Source organism: Ectothiorhodospira sp. BSL-9 (genome assembly GCF_001632845.1).
In the GTDB taxonomy this organism is placed as follows: Bacteria; Pseudomonadota; Gammaproteobacteria; order Ectothiorhodospirales; family Ectothiorhodospiraceae; genus Ectothiorhodospira.
Window position 1 is genome coordinate 3,118,378 of sequence record NZ_CP011994.1, and the last position, 21,468, is coordinate 3,139,845.

20 protein-coding genes and 1 pseudogene are annotated in these 21,468 nt (G+C 63.9%); 11 read left to right on the plus strand and 10 right to left on the minus strand.

Features of this window, described 5'->3' with window-relative positions; all coding sequences use genetic code 11:
* Positions 1 to 97 precede the first annotated feature (97 nt).
* Genes ECTOBSL9_RS14325 through ECTOBSL9_RS14335 form a run of 3 tightly spaced genes read left to right on the plus strand, consistent with a single transcriptional unit; the run spans position 98 to position 3,939 of the window.
* A complete protein-coding gene (locus ECTOBSL9_RS14325; protein ID WP_063465612.1) occupies positions 98 to 1,516 on the plus strand; it encodes an acetyl-CoA carboxylase biotin carboxylase subunit in 1,419 nt (472 codons plus the stop codon).
* Between the two features lie 18 nt (positions 1,517 to 1,534).
* Entirely contained in the window at positions 1,535 to 3,358 is a 1,824-nt protein-coding gene (gene oadA, locus ECTOBSL9_RS14330) for a sodium-extruding oxaloacetate decarboxylase subunit alpha (protein WP_063465613.1), read from the plus strand.
* Positions 3,358 to 3,939, plus strand: coding sequence for a nucleoside triphosphate pyrophosphatase (locus tag ECTOBSL9_RS14335; protein ID WP_063465614.1), 582 nt, complete (start codon positions 3,358 to 3,360; stop codon positions 3,937 to 3,939). Before oadA ends, ECTOBSL9_RS14335 begins: the two co-directional genes overlap by 1 nt.
* 30 nt (positions 3,940 to 3,969) lie before the next feature.
* On the opposite strand, the gene ECTOBSL9_RS14340 is transcribed toward ECTOBSL9_RS14335, so the two are convergent.
* Complete coding sequence (locus ECTOBSL9_RS14340; RefSeq protein ID WP_082829975.1) at positions 3,970 to 4,386, minus strand: FHA domain-containing protein; 417 nt, start codon at positions 4,384 to 4,386, stop codon at positions 3,970 to 3,972.
* A 182-nt stretch (positions 4,387 to 4,568) separates the two neighbouring features.
* On the opposite strand from ECTOBSL9_RS14340, the gene ECTOBSL9_RS14345 reads away from it, so the two are divergent.
* The 3 genes from ECTOBSL9_RS14345 to ECTOBSL9_RS14355 all read left to right on the plus strand — a co-directional run bounded on the left by ECTOBSL9_RS14345 (position 4,569) and on the right by ECTOBSL9_RS14355 (position 6,675).
* Complete coding sequence (locus ECTOBSL9_RS14345) at positions 4,569 to 5,510, plus strand: L-lactate dehydrogenase (protein ID WP_063465616.1); 942 nt, start codon at positions 4,569 to 4,571, stop codon at positions 5,508 to 5,510.
* A 93-nt stretch (positions 5,511 to 5,603) separates the two neighbouring features.
* A complete protein-coding gene (locus tag ECTOBSL9_RS14350; RefSeq protein WP_063465617.1) occupies positions 5,604 to 6,440 on the plus strand; it encodes an ion transporter in 837 nt (278 codons plus the stop codon).
* Positions 6,441 to 6,480: 40 nt separating this feature from the next.
* Entirely contained in the window at positions 6,481 to 6,675 is a 195-nt protein-coding gene (locus ECTOBSL9_RS14355; protein WP_063465618.1) for a hypothetical protein, read from the plus strand.
* Positions 6,676 to 6,753: 78 nt separating this feature from the next.
* Here ECTOBSL9_RS14355 and ECTOBSL9_RS14360 read toward each other — a convergent pair whose 3' ends face one another.
* Complete coding sequence (locus ECTOBSL9_RS14360; RefSeq protein ID WP_240480999.1) at positions 6,754 to 8,949, minus strand: PepSY domain-containing protein; 2,196 nt, start codon at positions 8,947 to 8,949, stop codon at positions 6,754 to 6,756.
* 312 nt (positions 8,950 to 9,261) lie between these two features.
* On the opposite strand from ECTOBSL9_RS14360, the gene ECTOBSL9_RS14365 reads away from it, so the two are divergent.
* Positions 9,262 to 9,780 (plus strand): ferritin, encoded by a 519-nt coding sequence (locus ECTOBSL9_RS14365; RefSeq protein WP_063465620.1) that lies wholly within the window; start codon positions 9,262 to 9,264, stop codon positions 9,778 to 9,780.
* Positions 9,781 to 10,005: 225 nt separating this feature from the next.
* Here the strand turns inward: ECTOBSL9_RS14365 and ECTOBSL9_RS14370 are convergent, their stop codons facing one another.
* The 6 genes from ECTOBSL9_RS14370 to ECTOBSL9_RS14395 all read right to left on the minus strand — a co-directional run bounded on the left by ECTOBSL9_RS14370 (position 10,006) and on the right by ECTOBSL9_RS14395 (position 14,280).
* Entirely contained in the window at positions 10,006 to 10,359 is a 354-nt protein-coding gene (locus tag ECTOBSL9_RS14370) for a metalloregulator ArsR/SmtB family transcription factor (protein WP_063465621.1), read from the minus strand.
* Positions 10,360 to 10,364: 5 nt separating this feature from the next.
* Positions 10,365 to 10,727: a thiol-disulfide oxidoreductase DCC family protein gene (locus ECTOBSL9_RS14375; protein WP_063466231.1), complete on the minus strand. Its 363-nt coding sequence runs from the start codon at positions 10,725 to 10,727 to the stop codon at positions 10,365 to 10,367.
* 79 nt (positions 10,728 to 10,806) lie between these two features.
* Positions 10,807 to 11,568, minus strand: a complete 762-nt coding sequence (gene ubiG, locus ECTOBSL9_RS14380) for a bifunctional 2-polyprenyl-6-hydroxyphenol methylase/3-demethylubiquinol 3-O-methyltransferase UbiG (RefSeq protein WP_063465622.1) — start codon at positions 11,566 to 11,568, stop codon at positions 10,807 to 10,809.
* Positions 11,568 to 12,467: an NAD(P)-dependent oxidoreductase gene (locus tag ECTOBSL9_RS14385; RefSeq protein WP_205632052.1), complete on the minus strand. Its 900-nt coding sequence runs from the start codon at positions 12,465 to 12,467 to the stop codon at positions 11,568 to 11,570. Before ECTOBSL9_RS14385 ends, ubiG begins: the two co-directional genes overlap by 1 nt.
* Before the next feature lie 67 nt (positions 12,468 to 12,534).
* Positions 12,535 to 13,314: an ABC transporter permease gene (locus ECTOBSL9_RS14390; RefSeq protein ID WP_063465623.1), complete on the minus strand. Its 780-nt coding sequence runs from the start codon at positions 13,312 to 13,314 to the stop codon at positions 12,535 to 12,537.
* A 3-nt stretch (positions 13,315 to 13,317) separates the two neighbouring features.
* Entirely contained in the window at positions 13,318 to 14,280 is a 963-nt protein-coding gene (locus ECTOBSL9_RS14395; RefSeq protein ID WP_082829977.1) for an ATP-binding cassette domain-containing protein, read from the minus strand.
* A 140-nt stretch (positions 14,281 to 14,420) separates the two neighbouring features.
* Between ECTOBSL9_RS14395 and lexA the strand changes: the two genes are divergently transcribed.
* Together lexA and imuA are read left to right on the plus strand one after the other, a co-directional pair.
* Entirely contained in the window at positions 14,421 to 15,020 is a 600-nt protein-coding gene (gene lexA, locus ECTOBSL9_RS14400) for a transcriptional repressor LexA (RefSeq protein ID WP_063465624.1), read from the plus strand.
* Positions 15,013 to 15,696: a translesion DNA synthesis-associated protein ImuA gene (gene imuA / locus ECTOBSL9_RS14405; RefSeq protein ID WP_063465625.1), complete on the plus strand. Its 684-nt coding sequence runs from the start codon at positions 15,013 to 15,015 to the stop codon at positions 15,694 to 15,696. Before lexA ends, imuA begins: the two co-directional genes overlap by 8 nt.
* On the opposite strand, the gene ECTOBSL9_RS14410 is transcribed toward imuA, so the two are convergent.
* Entirely contained in the window at positions 15,620 to 16,603 is a 984-nt protein-coding gene (locus ECTOBSL9_RS14410; protein WP_063465626.1) for an alpha/beta fold hydrolase, read from the minus strand. The genes imuA and ECTOBSL9_RS14410 overlap by 77 nt on opposite strands.
* A 627-nt stretch (positions 16,604 to 17,230) precedes the next feature.
* Here ECTOBSL9_RS14410 and ECTOBSL9_RS17895 point away from each other — a divergent pair.
* Positions 17,231 to 18,327: pseudogene (locus ECTOBSL9_RS17895) on the plus strand (DUF2868 domain-containing protein).
* A complete protein-coding gene (locus tag ECTOBSL9_RS14425; RefSeq protein ID WP_063465629.1) occupies positions 18,324 to 19,706 on the plus strand; it encodes a GTPase/DUF3482 domain-containing protein in 1,383 nt (460 codons plus the stop codon). The pseudogene ECTOBSL9_RS17895 and the gene ECTOBSL9_RS14425 overlap by 4 nt, the downstream one beginning before the upstream one ends.
* 12 nt (positions 19,707 to 19,718) lie before the next feature.
* Here the strand turns inward: ECTOBSL9_RS14425 and ECTOBSL9_RS14430 are convergent, their stop codons facing one another.
* The gene (locus ECTOBSL9_RS14430; RefSeq protein ID WP_063465630.1) at positions 19,719 to 21,374 is read right to left on the minus strand and encodes a methyl-accepting chemotaxis protein; all 1,656 of its coding nucleotides are present in this window, start codon (positions 21,372 to 21,374) and stop codon (positions 19,719 to 19,721) included.
* Positions 21,375 to 21,468: the final 94 nt, after the last annotated feature.

Genomic DNA, 21,468 nt, shown 5'->3' on the forward strand with positions numbered 1-21,468 from the left:
GGCGCACGGGCCAGGCCCCGGGCAGCGAATCCTGTCCCGACCCGGCCAAGCACCAACCCATGAATCAATCGCCTCAGCGCAGGCGCGGGACCTGTTCGTGATAAAGAAGCTTCTGATCGCCAACCGCGGTGAGATCGCCGTTCGTATCATCCGCGCCTGCGCGGAGATGGGCATCACCTCCGTGGCCGTGTACACCGATGCGGACCGCCACGGACTGCATGTGAAAAAGGCCGACGAGTCCTATTCCATCGGCCCCGACTCCCTCTCCGGCTACCTGAACGTGCACCGCATGGTGAACATGGCGCGCACGGCCGGCTGCGATGCCATCCACCCGGGTTACGGATTTCTCTCGGAAAACCCCGAATTTGCCCGGGTTTGCGCCCAGCGCGGCATCCAGTTCGTGGGGCCCGACAGCAATGTCATCAGTCGCATGGGCGACAAGGTCGCCGCCCGCGAGGCCATGATCGAAGCCGGCGTGCCCGTCATCCCGGGCAGCGAGGGTAACCTCTCCGATGTGGAGGAGGCTGCCAGCCTGGCCCGCGACATCGGCTACCCGGTCATGCTCAAGGCCACCAACGGGGGCGGCGGCCGTGGCATCCGCCGCTGCGATGACGAGGCCGGCCTGCGCCGCAACTATGACCGTGTGCGCTCCGAGGCCACCAAGGCCTTTGGCAGCACCGAGATCTTCATGGAAAAGGCCATCGTCAACCCGCGCCACATCGAGGCACAGATCCTGGCCGACCGCCACGGCAACGTGATCCACCTCTACGAGCGGGACTGTTCCATCCAGCGGCGCCATCAAAAACTGGTGGAGATCGCCCCCTCGCCCCAGCTCACCCCCGAGCAGCGTGAATACGTGGGCGAACTGGCCGTACGCGCCGCCCGGGCCGTGGGTTACGAGAACGCCGGCACCGTGGAATTCCTCATGGATGCCGACGACAGCTTCTACTTCATGGAGATGAACACCCGCCTGCAGGTGGAGCACCCGGTCACCGAGATGATCACGGGTGTCGACATCGTCCAGGAGCAGATCCGTATCGCCGCCGGCGAGCCGTTGCGCTACAGCCAGGATCAGATCAGTTGCCGCGGCTTCGCGATAGAATTTCGTGTCAACGCCGAAGACCCGAAAAACGATTTCCTGCCCAGCTTTGGTCGCATCACCCGCTATTTCGCCCCCGGCGGCCCGGGGGTGCGCACCGACGGCGCCATCTACACCGGCTACCACATCCCGCCCCACTACGACTCCATGTGCGCCAAGCTCATTGTCTGGGCGCTGGACTGGGAGTCCCTGATCCCTCGGGCCCGCCGCGCCCTGAACGACATGGGCGTGTACGGCGTGAAGACCACCATCCCGTATCATCTGGAGATCCTGGACAGCGAGGCCTTCCGCAAGGGCAGCTTCGACACGGGTTACGTGGATGCCCACCCGGAACTCACCCAATATTCCGTTCGTCGCCCCACCCGGGAACTGGCGGCCGTGATCGCCGCTGCGATTTCCGCTCACAAGGGTCTCTGACCAGAAGGTAATGCACTGATGTCCAAGGTAACGATCACCGACCTGACCCTGCGAGACGGCCACCAGAGCCTGATCGCCACGCGCATGCGCACGGAGGACATGCTCCCCATCTGCGAGAAGATGGATGCGGTGGGCTTCTGGTCCCTGGAAGTCTGGGGCGGCGCCACCTTCGATGCCTGCCTGCGCTTTTTGAAGGAAGACCCATGGGAGCGCCTGCGCCAATTGCGCGAGGCCCTGCCCAACACCCGTCTGCAGATGCTGCTGCGTGGCCAGAACCTGCTGGGCTACCGCCATTATGCCGACGACGTGGTGCGCGGCTTCGTCGCCAAAAGTGCCGATAACGGCATGGATGTGTTCCGCATCTTCGACGCCATGAACGACACCCGCAACGTGCGCGTGGCCATCGAGGCGGTCAAGAAGGAAGGCAAGCACGCCCAGGGTGCCATCAGCTACACCACAAGCCCGGTGCATACCCCGGAGCAGTTCGTGACCATGGCCCGTGAGATGGTGGACATGGGCTGTGACAGCATCGCCATCAAGGACATGGCCGGCCTGCTCACGCCCTATGCCACGGGCGAGTTGGTCTCCGCCCTCACCGATGCGGTGTCCGTGCCCATCCACCTGCACACCCATGCCACGGCGGGCCTCTCCGAGATGTGCCACCTCAAGGCCGTGGAGAACGGTGCGGCCAACATCAACACCGCCATGTCGGCCTTTGCCGGCGGTACCAGCCACGCCCCCACGGAGAGCATGGTGGCGGCCCTGCATGACAGCCAGTACACCACCGGTCTGGATCTGGCCGCGCTCCAGGAGATCGGCTTTTACTTCCGCGAGATCCGCAAGAAGTATCACCAGTTCGAGAGTGAATTCACCGGCGTGGACACCCGGGTACAGACCACCCAGGTACCCGGCGGCATGATTTCCAACCTGGTCAGCCAGCTCAAGGCCCAGGGGGCCCTGGACAAGGTGAACCAGGTGATGACCGAGATCCCCCGGGTCCGCGAGGATCTGGGCTATCCGCCGCTGGTCACCCCCACTTCCCAGATCGTGGGCACCCAGGCGGTGATGAATGTGCTCACCGAAGAGCGCTACCAGACCATCACCAACGAGGTGAAGAGCTACCTGCAGGGTCGCTACGGCCGCACCCCAGGCCAGGTGAACGCCGTGGTGCGCCGCAAGGCCATCGGTGATGCCGAGGTGATCGAATGCCGACCTGCCGACCTGCTGCAGGATGAGATGGACGCCCTGCGCAAGCAGGTGGGCGACCTGGCCCAGTCTGAAGAAGACGTGATGATCTACGCCATGTTCCCGGACCTGGGCCGCGAGTACCTGGAGCATCGCCGCGATGGCAAGCTGGTGCCCGAACCCCTGGAGCCTGTGGGCGCCAAGGCCGAGGAGAAGAACGCCCCGGTGGAATTCAAGGCCACCCTCCATGGCGAGACCTACCACATCAAGGTCACCGGCACCGGCCACAAGCGGGATCACGAGCGCCCCTTCTATGTGACCGTGGACGGCATGCCGGAAGAGATTGTCGTCGAGACCCTGGACGAACTGGCCCTGGATGGCGACGGCGGTGCCCGGCGCGATGGCCCGCGGGGCAGCGGTCGCCCCCGTGCCACCAAGCCCGGCCACGTGAGCACTTCCATGCCCGGCACCATCATCGATGTGCTGGTCAAGGAAGGCGACGAGGTCAAGGCCGGTGACGGGGTGCTGATCCTGGAAGCCATGAAGATGGAAACCGAAGTCCAGGCACCCGTGGGTGGTGTGGTCAAGGCCATCCATGTGAGCAAGGGCGACAGCGTCAATCCCGATGATGCCCTGGTGGAGATCGAGGGCAGCTGATGAACCCCGGACTCGTCCTGGCCTCCACCTCGCCGTTCCGCCGCGAACTGCTGCAGCGCCTTGCCCTGCCCTTCGATACCTGCTCACCCCAGGTGGATGAGACCCCGAAGGCGGGAGAGGCCCCGGGCGCCATGGTGGCCCGCCTGGCCGAGGCCAAGGCCCGGGCGGGTGCCGAGCAAAAACCCGACAGCCTCATCATCGGCTCCGACCAGTGCGCCGAGCTGGATGGCCGGATACTGGGCAAGCCCGGCGACCACCAACGGGCCGTGGAACAGCTGGGGGCCGCTTCGGGCCGCACGGTGGTCTTCCACACCGGCCTGTGCCTGTTGAATGCCGTCACCGGAGAGGCGCAGGTGGACGTGGTGCCCTTCAAGGTACGGTTTCGCTCACTGAGCGCCGAGCAGATCGAGAACTACCTGCGCAAGGAAGAGCCCTACCAGTGTGCCGGCAGTATCAAGTCGGAAGGCTTGGGTATCGCGCTGTTCGAGGTAATGGAGGGAGACGACCCCACAGCGCTGGTGGGGCTCCCGCTCATCCGCCTGTGTACCATGATGGAGCGGGCAGGCCTCAATGTCGTGTAGGCTCAGGCGGGCGCCGGTCCCGGCGCCCGCTCAGTGGGGCACGGTAAAGCTCACCAGGTGCGTGTCGTCCTCGGCTACCGGGCGTCCCAGACTGATCAACCCCTCCCCCACCAACGGCAATTCCTCGCCGTTGAGCAGGCAGATTTCATCATTGCCCTGCAAACGCACATAGGTTCCATTCGTACTCTGATCGATCAGCACGAACTTGCCCTTGCGGTAGATCACCCGGGCATGATGCCTTGAGGCCACAGGCACCGACACCATCAGGTCGCAGTCATGGCTGCGCCCCAGCACGAACACGCGGGCACCTGCGGTGAACCAGTGTTCCGCCCCGTGCAAACCGAACACCATACGGGCATTGAGATCATAGAGTGCATGCATCCTCTCCGCACTGATCCGCTGCGTGGGGGAGCGTTCCTCGTGATCGTCGCCTGAATTAGCTGTCATATGCCGCGTATCCTCTTGAAAGGCCTGAAGAGACACAGGCCCTGACCAGTCCATGATTATGCCGTTAAACCTGCGGACTTTGTGTGATGTTTTACCAAAATCAGTCATCATGACAAGCGTTGCCATACCACAGCAGATACATTGCCCCTTTTGACGGGGCCCCAGCCCAGGAGAGTTCTGCCATGGCCAAGAATAGTGTAGGCATCATCGGCACCGGCAACGTAGGGGTTGCCGCGGCCTATTCCATCTTTCAACGACAGATCGCAGGCGATCTGATCCTGGTGGACCGGGATCATCAGCGTGCCGAAGGCGAGGCCATGGACCTGATGCACGGCCAGTCCCTGGTGGGACGGGTCATGGTCCGCGCCGGCGACTATGCCGACCTGGCCGACTGTAGCGTGATCGTCATCACCGCCGGCGTCAACCAGAAGCCTGGCGAGTCGCGCCTGGAACTGCTCAACCGCAACGCCGCCGTGTTCCGCGAGATCGCCGGTCATCTGGACCGCCACGCGCCCGACGCCGTGCTGGTGATTGCCACCAATCCAGTGGACATCCTCACCTACGTGATGCAGCGCCTCACGCAACGACCGGCCCAACGCGTGATCGGCACCGGAACCATGCTGGACACCTCCAGGTTCCGCGCCGCGCTGGGTGAATACTATGGCGTGAACCCCCGCTCGGTGCATGCCTACATCATGGGCGAGCACGGTGATTCCGAGGTCCCCATCTGGAGCAGCGCCAAGGTGGGTGGGCTGAACCTGTTCGAGCAGACAGTCAACGGCCGGCACTTCGATGCCCGGGCCATGGAGAGATTATTTCAGCAGGTAAAGACCGCCGCCTTTGATATCATCTCGCGCAAGGGCTACACCAACACCGCCATTGGCCTGGTGATTGCCTACCTGGTGCGCGTGATCCTGGAGGATCAGAAGAGCGTTCTGGCGGTGAGTGTGGACCCGCAAGGAGACTATGGCCTGCAGGATGTCTGCCTGAGCATTCCCTGCATCGTTGGCCGGGACGGCATTGAATCCCGCGTGGCGCCATTGATCAACGATGCGGAGCTCAAGGGCATGCAGGCCTCGGCACAGGTCCTGAGGGACAACCTCAAGGGCATGTCCATCGATTGACAAAATAACGGCCCGCGTCAACGGGCCTGGACCCCCTTCTCACCCATCCGGCAGAAGGGCTTTAATGGCTTGAACTACCCAAGGAATCCTCAAATGCACGCCGTGGCCGGTCCACGCGCCCGTGTGGGCGCCTTTATCGAATCCGACCGCATTCAGCGCTGGATCATCGCGCTGATCCTCATCAATGCAGCGGTGCTGGGCCTGGAGACCTCGCCGACCGTCATGGAGCACACGGTGGGGCCGTGGCTGCTGGTGGCAGACAAGATCATTCTGGGCATCTTTGTGGTGGAAATCCTGCTCAAGCTATTCGCCCAGGGCTGGGGCTTTTTCCGACGCCCCTGGAACGTGTTCGACTTCCTGGTGGTGGGCATCGCCCTGGTCCCGGCCTCCGGGCCCATGGCCGTGCTACGGGTGCTGCGTCTGTTGCGCCTCGTGTCCATGATGCCCAAACTCCGCTTCATCGTGGAGGCCCTGCTCAAGGCCATACCGGGCATCCTGTCCATCCTCGGCCTGCTGGTCCTGTTGTTCTACGTGTTTGCGGTGATCGCCACAGGCCTGTTCGGCAAGAGCTTCCCGGAATGGTTTGGCAACCTGGGGCAATCCATGTACACCCTCTTCCAGGTCATGACCCTGGAGAGCTGGTCCATGGGCATCGCCCGACCGGTGATGGAGGAATACAACTGGGCCTGGGTGTTCTTCGTGCCCTTCATCCTGATTGCCACCTTCACCATCCTGAACCTGTTCATCGCCATCATCGTCAACACCATGCAGTCGATGCAGGAGGATCAGCAGCAGTTCGAGCATGACACCATCGAAGAAGTGGTCCACGCCGAGAACACGCAGTTGCACGAGGACCTCAAGGCACTGCGCCAGGAGATCCGGGAACTGCGCAAGGAGATCTCCAGCGACCGCCCATCCGGCCCGGGTTAACCCGCCACTCGATCACACATTTATTGCAAAGGACTCCGGCATGAGCGAAGACGACCCAAAGACCGAAGCCCCGTCCCAGCCCTACATCGGCCCTGAGCGCCGCAAGGGCGAGCGCCGCAAGAGCCAGCAAGACCGCCGGGAAATGTTCCGCTTCGAGCCGGAAAAGGACCCACGCCGTTCCGGCAAGGATCGCCGCAAGGCCAATCAGGATATCTGGAAGCAACGGGAGATTTGATGGGCGAACCGGGTTGCAATCCATCGGCCCATCATCGTAAATCACGGACTCGATGGTTCGCCCGTTGGAGTCGTCGCCTCAGTCGATCAGATCAAAGCGCAGCCTGCCCTCGCTCTCCCATTGCCGCAGGCGCACTCGGGCCTCATCCGGGCCCAGCCCGCCCTGTTCGCTCAGGATGTCACACAGGGCTTCCCGCACGCCCTCACCCAGGGTCTGGGCATTACCGCAGACATAGAGCACAGCCTGCTTGTCTTGCAGCCATTCCCACAAGGATCGGGCCTCGGCACGCATGCAATCCTGCACATACCCGCCCCCATCAGGGTCACGGGAGAACACCGCATCCAGGCGGGTGAGCACCCCGTCGGCGCGCCAGTGCTCCAGTCTTTCACCGTGGAAATAATCGCCGGCACGCTTGCGGTTGCCGAAGATCAGCCAGGCGGGACCCATGCGCAGCCCATGGGCCTGCTCCTCCACAAAACCCACGAAGGGGGCAACGCCACAGCCAGCGGCGATCATGATCATGGGGCGGCTGGGATCTTCAGGCGGGTTGAAGTCCGGATGGGGACGCAGTGTGGCCTCCAGGGTATCGCCCTCCTTGAAGCCACGGCACAGCAGGCCCGAGGCCTTGCCCCAGCAGCTGTTGCCCTCGGCATCCTGGCGCCGGGTCAGGGCCACCGTGAGCAACAACCGATGTGGATCCACTTCGCTGCTGCTGCCAATGGAATAGGGGCGTCCCGGCTCCCCTGCCCCGGGGGCAACCAGAAGCAGGTCGCCGGGCCGGAAGGCCAGGGGTTCAGCGCTTTGCCATTGAAGGCTCCAGACCTCGTGGGTGACGGGATCGGCCGGGTCGTTGAGTTGCGTTCGCCGCTCCAGCGTGAGCGTGACGGACTGATCGCCTCTTGGCGCCTCCACGGCACCCGGGGTCACGCCCACATCCTGGCCCACGTCCCGCAGCCACTGCGCCCAGGGTTCGGTCGGGTCGCAGTCCACCTTGACCAGTGGCAGGCATTCCTCGGCGCCAGCCCGTTTCAGGGCATCATGCAGGACAAGGCCACCAGCGCAGAAGTGGGTGTAACTGGAATCCCCCAAGGCCAGTACGGCGAAGCGACAGCCCTTCAGGTTCGCTCCCTCCAGCGCCTTGAGAAACCCTCGAGCCGGTTCGGGCACCTGGCCATCACCGGCGGTGGAGGCAATCAGGAATACGCGCCGAAACGCCTTGAGCTCGGACGGACTCAGGCCCGCCAGAGAGGCCCCCATGACCCGGGCACCGCCCTGGCGCAAGGCCTCGGTGGTGGCCTGCGCCAGGCGTGCTGCCGTGCCCGTCTGGCTGGCCCAGGCCACCAGGATGTCGGCATCCGCATCGCCGGTGCGTCGTCGGGACTGCAGTCCGCGCCGGCCCCAGGAGACCAGCCCGGTCACCATCAATGCCATCAGCAGCATTGAGGCCAGAAGATTCAGGGCACCCGACCAGCCACCGGCCCAGGTCCCCTCGTGCAGCTCCGCCACCAGCCCAGGATAACTGCCCACCCGGGTGACATCATCGCGGGTCACCACAAAGGCAGCAGATGCCTCTCCTGCGCGGCCATTGATGGCCACTGCCGCGGTCTGCATGCGTCGGGCATCCCAAACATGGGTGAGACCTCCCTCCTCCACCGCCCGCTCGATGGCCTGAGCCATGGGCATGTGCCCCTGATCGCGATCCACCTCGGGGAACTGCGGTGTACCCAGAGAGAGGGCCATCATCACGCCGGTGGCCGACACCATGAGCACCAGGGGAAATCCCGCCCAGCCCAGCAGCGTATGCCAACCCACCAGGGTGTGGCGTAGCCGAGGCCAGGCCAGCAAGGGGCCCACGATGATCACCAGCACCATCAGGTAGGTGGCGATGTCCACCACGATGTCCAGGTCCAGCAACAGGTGCTTATGAAGGTGCTGCACGGTATGGAAAAAATCAGCCCCGATGGCCCGTTGCTCCAGCAACTGCCCGGACCCCAAATCGAAGGCCTGCCATTCCCGCTGCCCCTGGCGACTGAATTCCACCACGGCGATGCCCGGCTCCTCGAACTCCACCGCTCGGGAGCGGGCCTGGGGATCGACCCGGGCAAGGACCTGCAGTAATCGATCCACCGGAACGGGTTCCTGAGCCGCCGGGCCTGAGGCCAAGTCCTTGATGATGGGCGCAAAAGAGAGGATGGCACCGGTGATGATGATCAGCCCGAACAGCGGCAGCAACAGCAGCGTCAACCAGCGATGCAGCAAGACCAGGATCTTCATGACCATCTCACACCGTTGGCAGTGAGGAAGTTACAGGGCAAACCTAATGTGGATCCCAAGGTAACGCCAAGCCCATGACCCGATGACCACTCGCAACGAGCAGTGATACGGCGGCTGTCCTTTCCATGCTGTTCATGGGGGAGGGTGATACGCATGAACATTCAGACTAACATGTCACCAAGGCAAGCTCATCGATAGGGTCTGAGCTGGAGAGCATCCGCCAGGCCTCCATGCCCACCAGTCTCGGCATGTTCATTGCAGGAAAATGACTGGTGTCAGGCTCTTCCACTTCACAACCCCGAGGTTTCCATCATGATTTCCACCGCCATGGCCGACAAGATCAGCGATCAGATCAACCGCGAATTCTACTCAGCATACCTGTACCTCGCCCTCTCCACCGAGGCCGACAACGCCAATCTGCGCGGCACCGCGGCCTGGTTCCTGGCGAAGTACCACGAGGAGTCGGCGCACGGATTGAAGATGGTTCGCTATCTGCTTGATCAGGGCGCCAAGGTCACCCACGGCGCAATCGCCGCACCAGCGTCACAGACCGGCTCAGTGCTGGCCATGTTCGAGCGCACCCTGGAGCACGAACAGCAGGTCACCGCAGCCATCCACGACATCGTTGACCAGGCGCTCAGCGAAAAGGACCATGCCACCAACATCTTCATGCACTGGTTTGTCACTGAGCAGATCGAAGAGGAAGCCACCGTCAACGACATCCTCGGCCGGCTGCGCCTGTTCGGCGACCGCAGCGAAGGGTTGCTGATGATCGACAACGAGCTGGCCGCCGCCGCAAAGAGCATGGAACAGGAAGAGCCGGTCGCCTGACCGGCTCTTTACCTGATGACCTCACAGTCAGGATGACCGACATCCACCACAGTCCAACCGCGCGAAAAGCCCCCTGATGTCAAAAAAGAAGAAGGACAAATGTTGCAAGAAGTACAAAGAGGGCAAACGCTGTAAGGATTGCCCCAAGCGCAAGGACTGATGTGCCCACACACGAGCCCCCAGCGTCAGTCGACCCGATGGTGTGTTAAAGAGACTCCCTGCCCCTCACACCACACACGTGGCTCCGGGCCTGTCGGCCATGGTGGCCAGGCGTTCATGGTCGCGGACGAAGGGCTCGGTGGGGGCAATCTCCTGGGCGGTGCGTTCAAGGATGTCGCGCACCCAGGCCGGGAGATTGGGATTGATCCGGTAAAAGATCCACTGACCGCGTCGATGATCGGCGACGAGACCGCTCTCGCGCAGCAGGGCCAGGTGGCGGGACACCTTGGGCTGGGGCATCTGGATGGCATGAGTGAGCTCGCACACACAGAGCTCACCCTCCTGACTGAGCAGGGTGAGGCACCGCAGGCGTGTGGAATCCGACAGGGCCTTGAAAACGGTTTCCGGTAACTTGTTCATGGAAATCAGGAGTCCTTGGGCAACTCACAGGTCGCGGGTTGCCGACGACGATAGCGGGCGAAGATGCCGTAACCAAAGTCCATCACCGGCAGCACGCCGGGGATCGCCGATACCACCCTGGCCAGCCAGCGATAGCCTGGCAGGGCGCTCCAGACGGTGACAAAGGCATACGCACCGGTGGTCAGCCGACCCTCGGCGTCGCAGGCATGCATCCGCTTCATGGCCTGCTCCCAGGTCACCCCCAGACGATCCAGCTCCTCGGGATGACTGTGCAGATCAAGCCAGTTGACCCGTCCAGCCTTGTCCAGGCGCCGATAGTGGCCGATCTCACGTCGACACAGGGGGCAGCCACCATCGTAGAAGACCATGGGCCTGCCGTCGAAGCCATCGTTTTGCGACGGGCTGGAAGAGACGGAACTGTTTTCGGCGGTATTCATCAATTTTGCCTCAAGATAGACGGGGGCCGGGCTTGTGCGTCATGAGCATGTAGTTCACCCCCATGTACCCGGCCAGACTCATGCGGCGGTTGAACGGATTGCCCCGTACACCCGTGCGTTCGATCACCTCCAGACCATCCGGCGTGAGCAGGGCCTCGAGTTCGTCCGGCGTGGGGAAGCGCTTCCACTGATGGGTGCCCCGGGGCAGCCAGCGCAGGATGTACTCCGCACCAATGATGGCGGCCACAAAGGAAGCCGCCGTGCGGTTGATGGTGGCAATAAAGCCATAGCCCCCGGGACGCAGCAGGCGGTTGCAGGCCTGCATGAAACCGGGCAGATCCGCCACATGCTCCACCACCTCCATGTTGAGCACCACATCGTAATGGGTGTCACGGCCCGCCAGTGTCTCCACGGAGACCTCCTCATAGGTGACCGGCAACCCGGCGTGTTCCCCATGCATCCGCGCCACGACGATATTGCGGCCGGTCACGTCCACCCCGTGCACGCGAGCACCCAGCCTTGCCATGGACTCACTGAGAATCCCTCCTCCGCAGCCGATATCCAGCATGGTGAGACCGTCCAGTGGGCGATCGGCATTCGGGTCGCGCCCCAGATAATGGCAAAGCCGCTCCAGGATATAGCGGGTGCGTACCCGGTTCAGGGTGTGCAGGGCCCAGAAAGGCCCCTGATCGTCCCACCACAAATCGGCCAGAGCCGTGTAGCGGGCCACCTCTTCCGGGTCGATGGAAGACTCTGGGGCCGGGGTCGTCATCAGTGGTCTCCTGTCTCTTTGGGTGGCGGCGTCAAGCGGCGCAATACCTCGGCGATCACCGCGGAATCATCTTCACCATATCCCTGTCCCACGGCCGCGTTGATCCACTGGGCAGCCTGAGCCGTACCCGGCAGCGGCAACCCCAGATCGGCGGCGGTCTGCAGCACGATCCCCATATCCTTGGCGTGCAGCCGGGTCTTGAAACCAGGCGGGTAGGAGCGATTGATCATGCGCTGGCCATGCACCTCCAGCACCCGGGAGTAACCCAACCCGCCCAGCAGTGCCTCGCGCATGGCCTTCGGGTCCACTCCCGCAGCCTCGGCCAGGCGGATGGCCTCGGAGACCGCGGTCATGGTCTGGGCCACAATCAGCTGATTGCAGGCCTTGGTGATCTGACCGGCCCCGTGGTCGCCCACATGGGTGATGGACTTGCCCACCACCTCCAGCACCGGACGCACCCGCTCCAGCACCTGCGCCTTGCCGCCCACCATGATGGTCAGGCTGCCCTCCTTCGCCCCCTGCTGACCTCCCGAGACCGGCGCGTCCAGCATGTCCACGTCCCGATCTGACAGGGCCGTGGCCAGTTTGCGGCTGGCCGTGGGGGAGATGGTGCTGTGATCCACCACCACCAGGCCCGGCTGGGCGCCTTCGATCACGCCGTTATTGCCCACGAGCACCTGCTCCACATCCCGGGTGTCGGAGACGTTGGTGAGCACCACATCCACCTGGCGGGCCAGCTTGGCCGGACTGGTATCCACCTGGGCACCCGCGTCCTTGAAGGCCTCCGTGGCCTCGGGACGCCGCGCCCATACGTGAACTTCATAGCCGGCCTTGAGCAGATTCAGGGCCATGGGGCCACCCATGATGCCCAAACCGATACAACCCACCTTCAACGTCATCATCGACTCCAGCAATTCATTGAATGAGATCCCATTCAGCCCGGTCAGGTTCAACCCGCGCACGGGCTCAGCACATCAAACGACGACGCAGCAGCCACGTGGACAGGCTCAACGCCACCAACCCATAAGCGGCCACCACACTCAGATGCAGCAGCACATTCACCGGCCATTCGCCGATCATCAGCGGCCGAACCACCTCCACCACATGCACCAGCGGCAGCAGATGGGCCAGCATCACGATCACGTCCGGCAACTGATCCAGCGGGAAAAACACCCCCGAGAGCAGCAACATGGGCGTGATCGCCAGGGTGAAGTAGTACAGGAAGAAATCGTAACTGCGTGATAGGGCCGTGACGATCATGGCGCAGGCCGCAAAGGCAAACCCCGCCAGCAGGATCACCGGCAGCGCCAGCAGTGCCCGCAGGTCGCTGACCAGCCCCAGCAGAGCCGCCACCACCAGGATGGCCGTGGCGCTCATCAGGGCCTTGGTGGCGGCCCACATGATCTCACCCAGGACAATGTCGTCCAGGTTCAATGGCGCCCCCAGCAGGCCGTCCCAGGTCTTCTGTTCAGACATGCGGGTGTACGCAGAATACATGCCCTCGAAACTGGCCGTGTACATGGCGCTGGAACAGATAATGCCCGAGGCCAGGAAGACCATGTAGGGCAGGTCACCCAGATCCCCCACCAGTTGGCCAAATCCATAGCCGAAGGCCAGCAGATACAGCACAGGCTCGCCGAAGTTACCCAGCACGGACGGCACCATGATCTTGCGCCATACCAGCAGATTGCGGCGCCACACGGGAATGAACCGCAGGCTCAGCTGCGGAATCAGGGAAGTGGTCATGGTTCAGTCCCTCAACTCGTGTCCGGTGAGTTTCATGAAGACATCTTCCAGATTGGCCGGGCGATGCAGGTAGCGCAGCCCGGCCCGCTCCAGGCGCTCCAGCACGGGGGCAGCCTCACGACAGTACAGCAGGGCCATGTCCCCCACCCGATGGGCCCGCGCTGGCAGGTCGTCCGTCTGACCGTCCAGCCAGCGCATGGCCGCGTTGCCATTGATCTCCAGCACATGAGGGTCGATGTGCTCTGCAATCAGGGCATTGGGGCTGTCCTGGGCAACGATCCGGCCCCGGTCCATGATGGCCAACCGATCACAAAGACGTTCGGCCTCTTCCATGTAATGGGTGGTGAGGATCAGGGTTGTACCCTGCTGCTTCAGGCCCCGCAGGCACTGCCAGATATGATGACGGGCCTGGGGATCCAGCCCGGTGGTGGGCTCATCCAGCACCACCAGTTCCGGACGATTGATCAGCGCCCGCGCCAGGGTGAGGCGACGCTTCATCCCTCCGGAGAGGGAATCAATGCCCATTTTTTCCCGTTGCCCCAGGTTGGCAAAGGCAATGAGTTCGTCCACGCGCTGGCGACGCGCATCGCCCTTGAGGCCAAAGTACCCGGCATAGGTCGTCAGGTTCTCCCGTACGGTAAAATCCGGGTCCAGATTATCGAACTGGGGCACGATACCCAGCCGTACCCGAGCCTCACGCGCCCTGGCGGGAATGGGCTCGCCCAGCACATGCAAGGTGCCGCCATCAGGGGGTGTCAGCCCCAGCATCATGCGCAGGGTGGTGGTCTTGCCTGCCCCGTTGGGCCCAAGCAACCCGAAACATTCCCCCGGGCGCACCTCCAGATCGATGTGGTCCACCACCGTCTGGCCATCGTAGCGCTTGAGCAGACGGCAGGCCCGGGCAATGTGTGGTCCATCAGCGGTCTGGGCAGTGGTGAAATCGTCGGTTAAAGCAACTGTATCCATGCAGCGTCCCTTGAGTTGACCCATCATGTTACTAAGTGGCGGGCCGGCGACGCCAGCAACCCGATCTTTTGCCGGGTGTTGCCCCTTGCCAAACGCGCCGCCTTGAAATACTGTCCATAGATATAGAACAGAGGACCGGTATGGAAAAGCTCACCCCCAGGCAGGCGGAAATCCTGGCATTCATCCGCGACTACATGCAGACCAGCGGCATGCCGCCCACCCGGGAGGAAATCATGCGTGCCTTTGGTTTCAAGTCCCCCAACGCGGCGGAGTGCCATCTACGCACCCTGGCCCGCAAGGGGGCCATCGATATCCTGGCGGGCACTTCCCGCGGGATTCGTCTGCGCGAACCCCTGGGGCTGCCCCTGGTGGGCCGTGTGGCCGCCGGGGCCCCCATCCTGGCCGAGGAGCATATTGAAGATCGCTACCGGCTGGACCCACGCCTGTTCAATCCACAGCCGGATTACCTGCTGCGGGTCCAGGGGCTCAGCATGATCGGTGCCGGCATCTTGGACGGAGATCTGCTGGCCGTCCATCGCACCCCCGAGGTACGCAACGGCCAGATCGCCGTCTTCCGCCTGGAGGACGAGGTCACCGTGAAGCGTTTCCAGCAGGAGGGGCACACTGCCCGCCTGTTGCCGGAAAACCCGGACTTTGAACCCATTGTCGTGGATTTGCGCCAGGAGGCACTGAACGTGGAGGGCGTCAGCGTGGGCATCATCCGTAATCAGGATGCCTGAGCCGCAGGCCACCAGCGACGCCACTCCAACCCTGGAGAGCCTGCTGCAACGCGCGGACATCTGGCGTGGCAGCGGCCATGATGGCCATCACAGGCCGACCCTGTCCAGCGGTGATACGGCCCTGGATCAACGTCTGGGCGGCGGCTGGCCACAGGGGGCCCTGGTGGAGCTGCTGCTGGACCAGCACGGCATCGGCGAGATCTCCCTGCTGCTCCCGGCCCTGGCAGCCCTCACCCAGGGCGAGCGCGCCGTGGCCCTGGTGGCCCCGCCCTATCTGCCCTACGCACCGGCCCTTCGGCAGGCCGGCATTCACCTTCGACACCTGCTGTGGATCACCCCCCAGGATGACACGGAGATCCTCTGGGCCATGGAGCAGATCCTGCGTGCCGGCCCGGTGGGTGCGGCACTGGCCTGGCCACAACGATTGACCTCCCAGCAGTTGCGCCGACTGCAACTGGCGGCGGAGCAGGGGCGCGCCACCGGCTTCATCTATCGCCCCACGCTACATGCCCGGGAGCCCTCCCCGGCCGCACTCAGGCTGCGCCTGCACGCTGACAGGGAGGGGTCGCCACGGGTGGAGATCATCAAGCGGCGGGGGCCTAAAACCACTCCACAACCGCTTCCAGTACAGCGCCGGGACATTCCTCCTGGGGCACGTGACCGCACCCGGGAATAGTTGCCACCGTGGCATTGGGCAGTTCCTGCGCCGCGCGCCTGGAATCCTCGGGGGGTACAACCCGATCCTCATCCCCGATGATCACCAGGCTGCGCTGCGTAAGATCCCCCAGGTGAGCACTCACATCCACCGGGCTGGCCATGGCGCGCACAAAAAGCTCACCCCAGGCCAGATCCCAGTTTTCCACACGGGTGTGAATCATGGTGAGCGCGCGCCGCTCATCGCTGATGGCCTCCGGATCATGATAGGACAGATCCAGCAGGGTTCCACGGGAGCCCAGCTGTCTGGCCAGCAACAGGTTCAGACGTCGGATCTGGGGCAATTGGGTCACTGCATCCGGGAAGGTGGGCCGATCCACATACACCCATGGATTGATCAGGACCAGGCCGCTGACCCGCTCCGGTGCCTCCAGAGCGGCCTCCATGGCCAGGGTGGCCCCGGAGGAGTTGCCCACCAGGATGGCCTGATCGATTTCCCTGGCATCCAGGAAGGCCAGCAGATGCGTCAAGGCCGCCTCCTTGGTGAAGGGATTGGGCCCCGACCAGTCATCACGGGTGGGCTTGGCACTCAGCCCATAGGGCACCTGATCATGAGCCACCACCCGTCCGTGCTTCGCCAGGCCAGGCAGGAGCTCATTCCAGGTATAGGCATTGAAGGTGAAGCCATGGAGCAGAACAAAGGTAGGCGCATCCGCCTCGCTGCCACCGTCGGCCTCCAGGTAATGCAGCTTCAATCCATCGGTCCCTGCAAAGGGGATGGTGACGAACCGACTGTCCTCGGTGGCTACCGCCTGGGCCGATTCCAGCCCTTTCAGGGGCTGACTGGAGATCAAAAATGGGCCCAGCAGCAGGACCAGGAGTCCCAGCGTGAACAGACTACCGAGGATGATCAAGAGCCATCTAAGCATGAGATTCCTTACAAGGTTTACTTTATAATCGCGCGTTTTTCATGCGCTTTACAGGCATGAACACACGCCCTGCTCGCCTCTGGCGCCATCCACTTTACCGTCTCGCCCGAGCACCAGCCAGTGTGCCAGGCCGCCTGACCGGCCCAAGGCCCCTGGGCTCGCCCGGTTGGCGCAGACCAGCACGCGCCTTATAGTGACCACGCCATGGACAAGCCAACCCAGACCCAGCCAGACGTGCCCCGCCAGCCCCTTTTTCGACAGCGCCTCGTCGCCGAGGCGGTGCGCATCCACGAGGATCGCGAGGGCCGTGTCATTGATGACGCCATGGCCTGGAAGGTGGGTCGCGAGACCTCTGGTGATCTGGAGGCCCGGGTGCTGGCCCGGGCCGCTGCCACCCGCCTGGGAGAACAGGTCAAGGATGCCCTGCAGGGGGTGAGCCGCCTGGGCACATGGATGGGCATACTGGCATTGCTGCTGGCCGGCCTGCTGGGCGTGGGCGCTGCCGGTGCTTCTCTGGGCGCGCCACTGATGGACGATGCCTCGCGTATCAACATCTTCTGGACCCTGGGCAGCCTTCTGGGCGTACAAACCCTGATGCTGCTGCTGTGGCTGCTGGTCATGCTGCTGATGCCCCGAGCCGGCGGCGGACTCCTGGGGTATGGGGTGCTGGGGGCGGGTGGCGGCCTGGCTCGGTGGCTGTCCCGCGCCCGGGCCCATGAACTGGCGGTGCGCGCCCTGCTCAACCTGCTGGGCCGGGGCGGACTGGCCCGCTGGTCGGCGGGTGCCGTGACCCATCTGCTATGGGCCGCCTTCGGCGCCGGCGCCCTGCTCATGTGCATCTGGAGCCTGAGCGTGCGCCAGTATGATTTCGCCTGGGGAACCACCCTGCTCAGCGAAGCCCATTTCATCACCCTGATCCATACCCTGGGCACCCTGCCCGCCTGGGTGGGCATCCCGGTACCCGACGAGGAATTGATCCGCGCCAGCCGCCTGGGCGTCGGTGAGGGTGCCGACGGCCGCATTGCCTGGTCGGGCTTTTTGCTGGGCAGCCTGCTTTTTTACGGGCTGTTACCCCGTGTGCTGCTCGGCCTGCTCTGCCTTGGCCTGGCGCGCCGTTCCGCGGCCCGCACCCACGTGGATCTCACGGCTCCGGGATATGCACGCCTGGCCCCACGCCTGCAACCTGACCACCATCGCCTCGGAGTGATCGATCCACCACCCGCCCCACTCCCCCCAGGGCACGCCCCCAGGCGCGTCGGGACACGCAAGACACCAGCACCCCCATGGCCCTGGTAGGCTTCGAACTGGAGCACGCCCGGGATCACTGGATCCAGAACACGCGCCATCCCCGGTGCATCCCCCTGGGCCAGGTGGACGATCGCCATACCCGCCGCGACATCCTGGCGGCGCTGGCGGCGCAGGATCCCATACCCTCGGTGGTGGTGGTGGTCTGCTCCCTGGCCCGCACCCCGGATCGCAGTACCGAAGGCTTCCTGGCAGATCTGCGTTCCCGCACCACCGCCCCCGTCTGGCTGCTGCTGGACGAGGCCAGTATCGCCCGGGGCCGGGAGATCGACCTGGAGGCCCGGTATCGCGCCTGGCAAGCATTGTCGGAAAGGGCCTGTCTGGATCGCCTGTTGCCCGATGACCCGGCCCAGGCCGATCATCGGGATGCCCAAATCCTGCTGGATGCCTTCGACCATACCAAGGATCACGCGTCATGAGCCCGCTATTGCAGGTGGCCGTGGTCGGCCACACCAACACCGGCAAGACCTCCCTGCTGCGCACCCTATCCCGAGACACGGATTTTGGCGAGGTGTGCGACGCTCCGGCCACCACACGACACGTGGAGGGCACGGAGATTCTGGTGGACGGCGGGCCGGTCATGGCCCTGTTCGATACCCCCGGCCTTGAGGATGCCTCCGGCATCCTGGACTGGCTGGAGACCGGCCCACAGGATCGCCACGCCGGGGCCGAAGCGCTGGAGCGGTTTTTGCAGGCCCCCGAGGCCAATGGCCGCTTTGAGCAGGAGAGCAAGGTACTGCGCCAACTGCGCAGCAGCGATGTGGGCCTGTATGTCATTGATGCTCGTGAACCGGTACTGGGCAAATACCGGGACGAACTGGCCGTGCTGGGCCTGTGCGCAAGACCGCTGATCCCCGTGCTGAACTTCGTCGCGTCCCAGGACAACCGTGAGCCACAGTGGCGGGAGACCCTGGCCAACCTGGGCCTGCATGCCGTGATCACCTTCGACTCGGTGGTCTATGACCTGCAGGGGGAACTGCGCCTGCACGAAAAGCTGCGCAGCCTGCTGGACGCCTACAGGGAACCGCTGGGCCGCCTCATGGAGGCCCGTACCCGGGAGGCTCAATGGCTGGAGCGGGCCGCGGCAGAGAGTGTCGCCGACATGCTGCTGGACATTGCCGCCTGTACCTTGCTGGTGTCGCTCGAACCCAAGGACACGGAGGCCGGCATGGAAGAACTGCAGCGTCTCATCCGCAGACGGGAGCAGGATTGTGTGGATGCCCTGCTCAGCCTGTATCGCTTTCGCGCCAGCGATTATCTGGCCACCCAGCTACCGCTGGAGGATGGTCAGTGGGGCATGGATCTGTTCACCACCGAGGCCTTGCGTCATTACGGGCTGCGTAGCAGTGAGGGGGCAGCGGTCGGCGGAGCCATCGGGCTGGCCATCGACGTGATGGCCCTGGGCACTACCCTGGGTGCGGGCACCGCTGTGGGCGCCACCGCCGGTGCGCTCATGGGCAACGGCGTCGGCCTGGGTCGGCGCCTGGGTCAGCGCATGCGGGGGCAACGGGAACTGAGGGTCAATGACGCCACGCTGCGCCTGCTGGCCCTGCGCCAACGGCAGCTGGCCCGGGCCCTGTCGCGTCGTGGCCATGGTGCCGAAAAGGCCCTGGAACTCAACACCCCCACGGATAACACCTGGCGCCGGGGCAAGTTGCCTGCCCCGGTGCGCAAGGCGCGGCTCTATCCCCGCTGGTCACGGTTGAATGAGCGGGCTGATGGCGTGGAGTCGAAGCCACGCGCTCAGGCGTTGGAGACGTTAACCGAGCAGTTGCTGGACGAAGGGGACCGTGGGTAAGTCCCCGCAATCCTACACCTGATAACCCGACACCCGATTCTGCAAATCCGCTGCCAGTCGCGCCAGTTGCTCGCTGGCGGCAGCGATTTCCTGGGCGCCATTGGAAGTCTGATCCACCGAGTGACTAATGGTACTGATGTTGCGGTTGATCTCCTCGGCCACGGCTGACTGCTCCTCGGCGGCGCTGGCGATCTGCGCATTCATGTCGTTGATGCTGACGATGGAATGATTGATGGAGTCCAGTGACTGACCGGCCTTGGCGGCCTTGGACACACTGTCCTTGGCCTTGGTGCGACCCTGTTCCATCACGCGCACTGCCCCGCTGGCGCCACTTTGCAACCGCTCGATCATGTCCTGGATCTCGGTGGTGGAACTCTGGGTACGGCTGGCGAGTGTACGCACTTCATCGGCTACCACCGCGAAGCCGCGGCCCTGTTCACCGGCACGGGCCGCCTCGATGGCGGCATTCAGGGCCAGCAGGTTGGTCTGCTCGGCAATGCCACGGATCACATCCAGCACCTTGCCGATCTCGTCGCTGTCGGCGGACAGACGGGTAATCACCTCAGAGGCGTTCTCCACCTCATGAGCCAACTCCTCGATGGAGGCAATGGTCTCCCTCACCACCTGACTCCCCGTGGTGGTTTCCTGCTGGGTCTCCTGGGCGGACTGGGCCGCGTGGGAGGCATTGCGGGCCACCTCCTGCACCGTTGCCGTCATCTCGTTCATGGCCGTGGCCACCTGATCCGTCTCCGAGTGCTGCCGCTTCACCTGCTCGCGAGTTTCCTCCGAGGTAGTGGAGAGCTGTTCTGCCGCCGAGGAAAGCTGCGCCGTGGCCGAACCCACCTGGCGCACCAGCTCATGTACCCGGTCGGCAAAGCGGTTGAAACCCTCTGCCAGGTCGGCCACCTCGTTTCTGCCCTTCACCACGAGTCGCTGCGTCAGGTCCCCGCCGCCATCGGCGATGTCACGCAGGGTATGTGCCGCCTCGCGGATGGGCCCCACGATCATGCGGGAAAAGAACACCGCACCCACGACACCCACAACCAGGACCATCATCAGAGCAACCAGCATCCCGCCCACCAGCTCGGTGACACCCCGGGCCACGATGGTATCGGCCTGTTCCTTGGGGATACCCAGTCCCATGATGCCGATAACCTGATTGCGTTCGTTGAACAGGGGTTCATAGGATGTCAGATGGGGTACCCCCACGATCTCGGAAACACCGGTGTAGCGTTCACCCTGAATCACCGATGCGTAGGCGGGCGTGTCGCGGCCCAAGGGTGTGCCCACCGCACGCCTGCCATCGGGACGGGTCACGCTGGTGATCACCCGGGGAAACTGGTTGCCATCGCGACCAAAGATGGTGAACACGATCCCCAGATCCCGGCTGATGGCATCGGCCATCTCGTGACGCCCTTCCAGGGGTTCGCCACCCGCATCCACCAGTCGCCCATTGGAGACCCCAACGCTGCCGTAATACTGCGCCAGATACACCCGGGCGGCCCGTAGGTCCCCCTCCGCCTTCACCAGCAGGCTGTGATCCACCAACTGACGGGAGGTATTGGACATGCTGTGATAGGACACCAGCAGGAATACCAGCCCCACGGCCGTCAGCCCCACCACCGCGAACAGAATCAGCCTTGCCTGGATCGTTATATTATTCAGCATTTTGACGTCTCTTGTTGAAGCCCTGGGTCATCCGGTATCGGCCAGCGGTTATCCATCTTATCGGCCGCCAGCGGGCATTCCTTAATGCCCCGCC

Coding starts and splice junctions, on each gene's coding strand:
- oadA (WP_063465613.1), top strand. CDS start 1,535: ATGTCCAAGGTAACGATCACCGACCTGACCCTGCGAGACGGCCACCAG.
- ECTOBSL9_RS14335 (WP_063465614.1), top strand. CDS start 3,358: ATGAACCCCGGACTCGTCCTGGCCTCCACCTCGCCGTTCCGCCGCGAA.
- ECTOBSL9_RS14340 (WP_082829975.1), bottom strand. CDS start 4,386: ATGACAGCTAATTCAGGCGACGATCACGAGGAACGCTCCCCCACGCAG.
- ECTOBSL9_RS14345 (WP_063465616.1), top strand. CDS start 4,569: ATGGCCAAGAATAGTGTAGGCATCATCGGCACCGGCAACGTAGGGGTT.
- ECTOBSL9_RS14350 (WP_063465617.1), top strand. CDS start 5,604: ATGCACGCCGTGGCCGGTCCACGCGCCCGTGTGGGCGCCTTTATCGAA.
- ECTOBSL9_RS14355 (WP_063465618.1), top strand. CDS start 6,481: ATGAGCGAAGACGACCCAAAGACCGAAGCCCCGTCCCAGCCCTACATC.
- ECTOBSL9_RS14360 (WP_240480999.1), bottom strand. CDS start 8,949: ATGAAGATCCTGGTCTTGCTGCATCGCTGGTTGACGCTGCTGTTGCTG.
- ECTOBSL9_RS14365 (WP_063465620.1), top strand. CDS start 9,262: ATGATTTCCACCGCCATGGCCGACAAGATCAGCGATCAGATCAACCGC.
- ECTOBSL9_RS14370 (WP_063465621.1), bottom strand. CDS start 10,359: ATGAACAAGTTACCGGAAACCGTTTTCAAGGCCCTGTCGGATTCCACA.
- ECTOBSL9_RS14375 (WP_063466231.1), bottom strand. CDS start 10,727: ATGGTCTTCTACGATGGTGGCTGCCCCCTGTGTCGACGTGAGATCGGC.
- ubiG (WP_063465622.1), bottom strand. CDS start 11,568: ATGACGACCCCGGCCCCAGAGTCTTCCATCGACCCGGAAGAGGTGGCC.
- ECTOBSL9_RS14385 (WP_205632052.1), bottom strand. CDS start 12,467: ATGACGTTGAAGGTGGGTTGTATCGGTTTGGGCATCATGGGTGGCCCC.
- ECTOBSL9_RS14390 (WP_063465623.1), bottom strand. CDS start 13,314: ATGACCACTTCCCTGATTCCGCAGCTGAGCCTGCGGTTCATTCCCGTG.
- ECTOBSL9_RS14395 (WP_082829977.1), bottom strand. CDS start 14,280: ATGGATACAGTTGCTTTAACCGACGATTTCACCACTGCCCAGACCGCT.
- lexA (WP_063465624.1), top strand. CDS start 14,421: ATGGAAAAGCTCACCCCCAGGCAGGCGGAAATCCTGGCATTCATCCGC.
- imuA (WP_063465625.1), top strand. CDS start 15,013: ATGCCTGAGCCGCAGGCCACCAGCGACGCCACTCCAACCCTGGAGAGC.
- ECTOBSL9_RS14410 (WP_063465626.1), bottom strand. CDS start 16,603: ATGCTTAGATGGCTCTTGATCATCCTCGGTAGTCTGTTCACGCTGGGA.
- ECTOBSL9_RS14425 (WP_063465629.1), top strand. CDS start 18,324: ATGAGCCCGCTATTGCAGGTGGCCGTGGTCGGCCACACCAACACCGGC.
- ECTOBSL9_RS14430 (WP_063465630.1), bottom strand. CDS start 21,374: ATGCTGAATAATATAACGATCCAGGCAAGGCTGATTCTGTTCGCGGTG.